This window comes from Vibrio jasicida 090810c (genome assembly GCF_002887615.1).
GTDB classification, from domain to species: domain Bacteria; phylum Pseudomonadota; class Gammaproteobacteria; order Enterobacterales; family Vibrionaceae; genus Vibrio; species Vibrio jasicida.
Genome location: NZ_CP025793.1, coordinates 1681556 through 1689527, shown reverse-complemented (window position 1 = coordinate 1689527; position 7972 = coordinate 1681556). Strand labels below are relative to the sequence as shown.

7 protein-coding genes are annotated in these 7972 nt (G+C 46.0%); 4 read left to right on the top strand and 3 right to left on the bottom strand.

The annotated features are described in order from the left end of the window. Positions 1 to 178: 178 nt before the first annotated feature. The 3 genes from C1S73_RS25075 (at position 179) to C1S73_RS25065 (ending at position 3426) form a co-directional block, all read left to right on the top strand. Positions 179 to 532, top strand: coding sequence for a hypothetical protein (locus C1S73_RS25075; protein ID WP_038867464.1), 354 nt, complete (start codon positions 179 to 181; stop codon positions 530 to 532). 121 nt (positions 533 to 653) lie between these two features. Beyond that, positions 654 to 2654 carry a HAMP domain-containing methyl-accepting chemotaxis protein gene (locus tag C1S73_RS25070; protein ID WP_038867467.1) on the top strand — a complete coding sequence of 667 codons (2001 nt, stop codon included), beginning with the start codon at positions 654 to 656 and terminating at the stop codon, positions 2652 to 2654. 292 nt (positions 2655 to 2946) lie between these two features. Next, complete coding sequence (locus tag C1S73_RS25065) at positions 2947 to 3426, top strand: Dps family protein (protein ID WP_005388254.1); 480 nt, start codon at positions 2947 to 2949, stop codon at positions 3424 to 3426. A gap of 109 nt (positions 3427 to 3535) precedes the next feature. Here the strand turns inward: C1S73_RS25065 and C1S73_RS25060 are convergent, their stop codons facing one another. Next, positions 3536 to 4150 (bottom strand): HAD family hydrolase, encoded by a 615-nt coding sequence (locus C1S73_RS25060; protein WP_005388252.1) that lies wholly within the window; start codon positions 4148 to 4150, stop codon positions 3536 to 3538. Between the two features lie 124 nt (positions 4151 to 4274). On the opposite strand from C1S73_RS25060, the gene C1S73_RS25055 reads away from it, so the two are divergent. Next, positions 4275 to 5291, top strand: coding sequence for a S66 family peptidase (locus tag C1S73_RS25055; RefSeq protein WP_038867469.1), 1017 nt, complete (start codon positions 4275 to 4277; stop codon positions 5289 to 5291). Between the two features lie 7 nt (positions 5292 to 5298). Here C1S73_RS25055 and C1S73_RS25050 read toward each other — a convergent pair whose 3' ends face one another. Both C1S73_RS25050 and yiaY read right to left on the bottom strand, forming a co-directional pair. Continuing rightward, positions 5299 to 6375, bottom strand: coding sequence for a PQQ-dependent sugar dehydrogenase (locus tag C1S73_RS25050; RefSeq protein ID WP_038867471.1), 1077 nt, complete (start codon positions 6373 to 6375; stop codon positions 5299 to 5301). A 149-nt stretch (positions 6376 to 6524) separates the two neighbouring features. Beyond that, positions 6525 to 7673, bottom strand: a complete 1149-nt coding sequence (yiaY, locus tag C1S73_RS25045) for an L-threonine dehydrogenase (RefSeq protein ID WP_005442614.1) — start codon at positions 7671 to 7673, stop codon at positions 6525 to 6527. Positions 7674 to 7972: the final 299 nt, after the last annotated feature.

Here is a 7972-nt window from a genome sequence, read left to right as displayed (position 1 = left end):
AACCAAGACAGCTCGCCCTTCGGGAGCGTGTCATTGACTCGGTTTCTGTGTCAAACAACTTGGAAAGAGCTGACTATTACGCTGCGTTGTTTTCCTTGACCCCGAATCAATGACAACGCTCTGAATCCTGCATCTTGAAGTCACTTGGGTATAAGAGTCATTTACAAGGAGGAGCGACATGTACCGTTATGTCAGTTCGCCAAAAGCATCGAAGTACATAGTGCCACCACCACAGCATCGTGAGTTGTCGAGTATCGATGTGCCGGAGTCGGAACTTGAGATGCGTGAAATTCTGAACAACTGGTTTGCCGATGGATTGGCGCCCATCATTCAAAATAAAGACAATTACATCTCTGCTAATGAGCAACAGCGCTTTGAGCAGCTCAGTCGTACGGTGGGCGTGCTACTGCGTAATAAAGATTACTACTTTGCCACCAAGCGGATTCTTTCGCTGTGGGAGCAAGACTGCTTAGAAACGACTTACGTTAATTATCTGATTTTACGTAGTGAGCGCATACCATACTTCGAATAAGTCCCATTTCTTGGCTTGAAATAGTGGTTTACATGGTTTTCTTAGTAACTTTTGATACCTGTATTTAACATTTTTGTAAACATCGTTATATTTAAGGCTCATCGTTCTCAGGAGTTTATGGATGAACCTCACGATATCAGGGAAGTTGCAGCTCAGTTTTGTGCTGCTAGCCGTACTTTTTATGGCATCAGCGGTATTCACGTATCGCAACGTCACCACCGTAGAGCAATACGCCTCTTCATTACTTAAATCCGATTTACCGACCGTCGACACCAGCCGCGGTATCCAACAGTCCGTTCAAGCGTCGCTGTCTTCTATTCGAGCCTACATGTTGCTAGGTGGCGATGAAGAGGCGAGCGCACGTCTGAGTGAGGACGTACGCAATATCATGGCGTCAACAGACGAGTCGCTTCCAACGTTGCAGGCTTTGATCTCTGAACAGGATTTTCAAGCGATTCAAAGTCAATGGGATGCGGTAAAAGTCTCTCTAAACAAGTTGATTGAGCTCAGTCACAGTGATGAGAACTTACCCGCGCATAACCTCTTTATTAACGAAGCGGCACCCATTGCAGAAGTGGCACTTGATCAGCTTCAAAGCTTAATCAATGAAGAGTCAGGAAACCCATTTGGTGGAGACAGAAAGCGTCTGTTTAAAGTCTACGCCGACAGTTATACCTCGCTCGCCAATGCACTGTCTGCTCTGCGAGATTTCCTGTTGTACGGGCAGCAAGATCATCTAGACAAATACCACGACTTGATTAAGTACCATAATCAGTCTGTGGCGGAAATCGACAGCAAACTCGACAGACTTACCGATAACGACCAATCACTGTGGTCACTGTTTAAAGAAATGCAGCAACTGTACTTTCCTTTGGCAGAGCAGGTAATTGCATTGCGTCAATCGCCAGAGTGGAACGAATCAAACTTGCTGATGGCGAACGAACTGTTACCAGCAGCGGATGCACTAGACCAAAGCTTAGAGACGATCGTATTGGCTCAACAAAGTCGTGCAGATCAAAGCGGACAGGGCATTAATCAGTCGATCAAAAACGTACTCACCACCATGCTGATTGCAGCGGCATTGGTTTTGTTTGCCGCAGTAGCGATTTCAAAATACATGGGCAACACCATTGGTCGCCGAGTGCAAAACTTATCGGAGCGTGCAAAGACGATCGCTTCAGGAGATGTTTCTCAGCCTCCGTTAAGTGTTGTTGGGAAAGATGAATTGGCAGACCTTACCGATTCGATTAACCGCATGAACCAATCGTTAGCGAGCATTGTGGCAGGGGTGAGTGAAAAAGCGCACCAAGTGGATACCAGTATGGGGGCTTTGTTGGAATCGGCGCAAGTCACCTCATCGAATGTTGAACAGCAACAGACCAGCATTGTTGAAATGGGAAGCCAATTGGATGAAATCGCTTTAGCCGCGCGTAACACCCTAGATCAAGCCAATCAATCGGTGCAGAAGCTTTCTGATTCAAAAGGCGAGATTGAACAAGGTCGCGATGCACTAGAGCAAAACAAAGTCACCATGGAAAGCTTGCACGGCAGCATTGAAACCGCGAGCACGCAAGTGACGCAGTTAAGCAAAGAGAGCGAAGCCATTGGCCGAGTTACGGAAGTGATTGAAGGCTTGGCAGAGCAAACTAACTTACTGGCATTGAATGCCGCGATAGAAGCAGCGCGAGCGGGCGACCAAGGACGAGGCTTTGCGGTTGTGGCGGACGAAGTACGTATGTTAGCAACTCGCACTACTCAATCGACGACAGAAATCAACGGCATCATTAATGCGATTCAACGCTCGACCAATTCGGTGGTTGAGGAGATTGAACACAGTCAATCACTGGCGGAGCAGGGCGCTGAGCACATTGAAAAAGCGGTAACTCGTTTGCTTGTCACGACTGAACAAATTGGTTCTTTGAATGAACAAATGGCAGAACTTGCGGCAGCGGCAGAGCAGCAATCTCATGCGACCAATTCGATCACTGGATTGATGTCCGGTATTACTCAATCAGTGGATGAGGTTTCGAATAACAGCCAACGTGCATCAGAGACATCATTGCAAGTAAAAGAGCAAGTTACCGAGCTGAATCAACAGATGGCGACTTTCAAGACGGCATAGATAAGGTTTACATCTTTTTTTGCTCGTTAACCAAATAGTAAAAAAGCCCCAATCCTTTTTACACAAAAAGGGTTGGGGCTTTTTGTTGGATGATACGCCGATATTCGTCTACTTGCTCATTGGATTTGGCTATTTAAATCATAGCTAAAACCAAATTTTCTTCACCGAGCCGGAGTCGTAATATGACTCCATCGGCAGCAAATACTGCAAAAGAATTTTTAAACTTTATACCAATCCCGGTAAGAGAATCGTTCGTTACTACGATTGGTATCATCCTTCTAGGAGCAAGATTATGAACAAACAAGTAAGCCTAATTGGTCTAGACAGCGAACAATCAGCACAACTAGCTCAACAGCTAAATCAACTGCTAGCGCATTACCAAGTGTTGTACATGAACTCTCGCGGTTACCACTGGAACATTAAAGGTGCGCAATTCTTCGAACTGCACGTAAAATTTGAAGAGATCTACACGGATCTACAAACAAAAATCGATGAGCTTGCAGAGCGTATTCTAACTTTGGGTCATACGCCAGCGCACGCATTCAGCAACTACTTGGAAGCAAGTGAAATTAAAGAACATCAAAACGCGACTTCTGGTGAGGAGTGTGTACAAGGTCTGGTTCAAGGCTTTAGCGTTCTACTTCTAAAACAGCGTGAGATTCTACAAAACGCGGGTGAAGCAGATGACGAAGGTACAGCAGCATTGATGGGTGACTACATCCGTGAGCAAGAAAAATTAATGTGGATGCTTAACGCTTACCTACAAGGCTAAGCAGCGCATCACCCAAGCAATCTTTGGGAACGCATGAAACAATCGGGAATAAGTCATAAGGGGCACGTTGGTGCCCCTTTTTTTTGTGTGCGTGTTTTATGTGTGTGCTTTATTTGCGTGGTAAGGATTCGAAACGGCTCAATAAATCACTGAGTTCATTAAGCGCCAACGAGGCTGAGTCATTGAAAGTTTCTTGATTACCATGATGCACAAGACAAGAGGGCATCTGAGCGTTATACGCTGCCTGTAAGTCGTAAAGGTAATCGCCGACATAAAGCACTTCATCAGGCATCAAACGCCACTCTTTCGCCAACACCTGCAAAGACAATGGGTCTGGCTTGGGCGGGAAGCATTCACGAGTGATGACTCGTTCCACTGAGATTTGGTTGTGTTCTAGTTTGCGCTGCGTGGCGATTTGACAGTTGCGCGTCACGATAGCGGTTTTGATTTCATTTTGATGCAAGTGGGCGAGCAACTCATGGCAGCCAATCATTGGAGCAGACTGCTCAGCATCAGAAATCTCGTAATCAAATATCACGTTATGAGCGTGCTCTCTATGGTGAGGATGCTCAAGTGCGTCGACAAAATCCAATAGATCTTCACTCTGCGGACAACCTAGCTGTTGTCGCAATTCGCCGAAGTTCATATCAGAACTCACCAAGGTGTTGTCTAAATCAAACACCACGGCTTTAATTTTATCGAGCTGTAAAGGGAATGGAATCATAATGACCTCGTACAACTTAACCGAACTATCGTTTTAAAAAACAAAAGGTTATTGTTAAGTTTAGATTCTTCTGCTTAGATTGTACGAAAATAAATCAACCATGTATCACAAAACAAGGACGCGCATGATTATTCCTAAACCATTACAAAAAGGCGACACCATCGGCTTTTTCTCGCCATCCTCCCCAGCCACGGTATTTGCACCAGCGCGTTTTGAGCGCGCTAAAGCGTACGTGGAATCTCATGGTTACCAGTTAAAAGCAGGCAGCTTAACGGGCAAAACTGACCAATATCGCTCGGGTTCGGTTCAAGAGCGAGTAGAAGAATTGAATGCGCTGATTCGTGATCCTGAAGTGCGCTGTATTATGTCGACCATTGGCGGTTACAACAGTAACTCTTTGCTGCCTTACGTCGACTACGAAGCGCTTAAGAAAGATCCTAAAATCATTGTTGGCTATTCGGATGTGACAGCTTTGCTTATGGGCATTTACGCACAAACCGGCATCGTCACTTTCTATGGTCCAGCTTTGGTGGCATCTCTGGGTGAATTCCCGCCACTGGTGGACGAGACCTTCGCTTCGTTCGAATCGATTGTGAATACGTTAGATAGCTTGGCGCATCAATACACAATGCCTCAAGGGTGGACAGATGAATGGATAGAGTGGGGCGAACAAAACCGCGCAAAGCAAACCTTGCAAAACCAGTGGCACTTCAAAGGTGAAGGCAAGATCACTGGACGTTTGATTGGCGGCAACCTCAATACCATGACGGGCATCTGGGCAAGTGAGTTTACGCCGAGCATCGAACAAGGCGATATTTTGCTAGTGGAAGATTGTTTGCAAGGTATTGAAACGGTCGAACGTTCTTTTGCGCTGCTCAAGCTCTCTGGTGTGTTTGATAAAGTTGGTGCGGTTGTGCTCGGCAAGCATGAAAAGTTCAACGATAAAGGCACAGGACGAGCACCTATAGACGTGTTGCTAGAAGTGCTTAACGGTCAACCACTGCCGATTTTGTATGACTTTGATAGCTGCCATACTCACCCAATGCTCACCGTTCCATTGGGCTCGACCATGACGCTCGATTTTGACAATGAAACGGTGGCAGTGAGTTTAAAGAGCGAGCTTTGTCTGACTAGCTCTTAAGCGAAAGCTATTTCTCCTCGAGACGAAAGATTTTGCCGCTGTCGGTAGAAAAGTAGATATAACCATCGGGGCTGATGGTTATATCTCTTACTCGCTCACCAAGATTCTCCATCAATCTTTTTGATTCGGTGAGCTTGCCATTCTCAATAGAAACCACGTTGATGTGCGCCAGTTTCAATGCTCCGGCGAGGATTTTTCCGTCCAACTCAGGGTACTTATCGCCACGGTACAAAATCATGTTACTTGGTGCGATAGAAGGGATGTATACCAACTTTGGATCTTCCATTCCCGGTAACGACTTAGCTTCCCCGACGTCCAACGGACCCCAATATTCTTTACCATGAGAGACTTTAGCCCAGCCGTAGTTCGCGCCTTTCTTGATTAGGTTAATTTCATCGCCGCCGCGTGGTCCATGTTCAATCGACCACAGCTGTTTTGTTGCTTCGTCGTAAAACATACCTTGTGGGTTGCGGTGCCCGTAACTCCATATCTCAGGACGAGCTTCGGAAGGTTTGAATGGGTTGTCTTGTGGAACCGAACCATCAAGGTTAAGGCGCAGAATACTGCCAGCATGGGTTTGAGTGTCTTGCCCATTATCACGTTCGCCACGGTCACCGATTGAGAAGTAAACTTTGTCGTCAACAAATGAAAGTCGACTGCCGTAGTGACGCCCTGTGTCGGTGATGGCATCAGCAACAAAGAGATCTTTCCAGCCCACAAGCTGATTGTTTTGCAATTGCGCCGTCGCTAACGCCACCGTATTGCCTTTGCTCGTGCGCTTGCTGTAGGTAAAGAAGAGTTGCGGGTTTTGCGTATCGGCATTCGGTGCGAGCGCGACATCCAATAAGCCAGCTTGTCCACTGGTGTTCACATCGGGGACGTTAAACAGCTTTTGAGGTTTGCCTGTGGTGATATCTAGCAACGAAACCGTACCGTTCTTTTCATTGACGATAACGCGTTGGTTATCTAAGAACTCGATCCCCCAAGGGATCTGAAATCCATTCGCCACTTCGTTAGCGCGGTATTCGGCAGCGTTGGCAGAAAAGGATAAACAAGCGAGTAGGGCAGCAGCAATCGTTCTCATGGTTCCTTCCAATATGAATCGTATTATTGCTTAAAAGCTAACACTAAAAGAGAACGTTTTGCAGAGCATGGATTGTATAAGAATGTAAAAAATCCCCGATACGAGATCGGGGATTGAATTAAGGCTAGAGAATTGTTTATGTAGCGAGATTACATCGCTTCTTCGAAGATCTTAGAGATTTCTTCGTGAGTTGCTTGTTTAGGGTTAGTGAAACCACAAGCGTCTTTCAGTGCATTGTCTGCTAGTGTTGGGATGTCTTCTAGTTTCGCACCAAGCTCTTTAATACCTGCTGGGATACCCACATCTTTCGCTAGAGTAACGATAGCGTCGATTGCTGCCGCTGCACCTGCTTCAGCAGACATGCCTTCTACGTTTACGCCCATTGCTTTCGCTACATCACGTAGACGCTCAGGACATACTTGTGCGTTGTAACGCTGTACGTGAGGTAGAAGAATCGCGTTACAAACACCGTGTGGAAGGTCGTAGAAACCACCTAGCTGGTGTGCCATTGCGTGTACGTAACCTAGAGACGCGTTGTTGAACGCCATACCCGCCATGAACTGTGCGTATGCCATTTGTTCACGAGCTTCTAGATCTTCACCGTTTTTCACTGCTGTGCGTAGGTAAGCTTGGATAAGCTCAATCGCTTTGATTGCTACCGCATCAGTGATTGGTGTTGCCGCGATAGACACGTAAGCTTCAATCGCGTGAGTTAGGGCATCCATACCTGTTGCCGCAGTTAGCGAAGCAGGTTTAGCTAGCATTAGCTCTGGATCGTTTACAGAGATAAGCGGTGTTGTATGCTTATCAACGATAGCCATCTTGATGTGACGCTCTTCGTCAGTGATGATGCAGAAACGCGTCATTTCAGATGCTGTACCCGCAGTCGTGTTGATTGCGATAAGTGGCATCATTGGTTTTGCAGATTGGTCTACGCCTTCGTAATCTGCGATTTTGCCGCCGTTAGAGGCAACAAGCGCGATACCTTTTGCACAGTCGTGTGGTGAACCACCGCCTAGAGAGATAACGAAGTCACATTCGTTATCAGTAAGAAGTGCTAAGCCGTCGTTAACGTTGCTGATAGTAGGGTTTGGTTGAGTGCCATCGAACACAACAGTTGCTACGTCGCGTTCTGTTAGTAGATCTTGAACCTGCTTTACTACACCGATTTGGTTAAGAATCTTATCCGTAACAATCAAACCTTTTTTAAAGCCTTGAGATTGGATGCTGTCTGCTGCGTCTTTCAGACAACCAGCGCCCATTAGGTTTACGGTAGGGATAAAAAATGCACTTGTCATATTGGATTGCTCCGTCGTTATTTTTAATAATCTTTCTTAATCTGTCATTTACTCTTGCATACCCCGTTCTTGATTTAGATTGATCTAGGACAAGTTTAACCCCTTAGGGGTATCTTGAGGGCTGAAAGTGTGATGTCAGTCTTGTTGCACAGTGAGATGGTGCAACACCTACTTAACGTAGTTGAAATATCTCATTTATCACGCAAACGATTGGCAAAAATAACAAGATTCGTACGGTTTATCTCTCAATTCGACTAAAGTATAAAAAATCCCCATTAATATGTAGTCTATCAATGGGG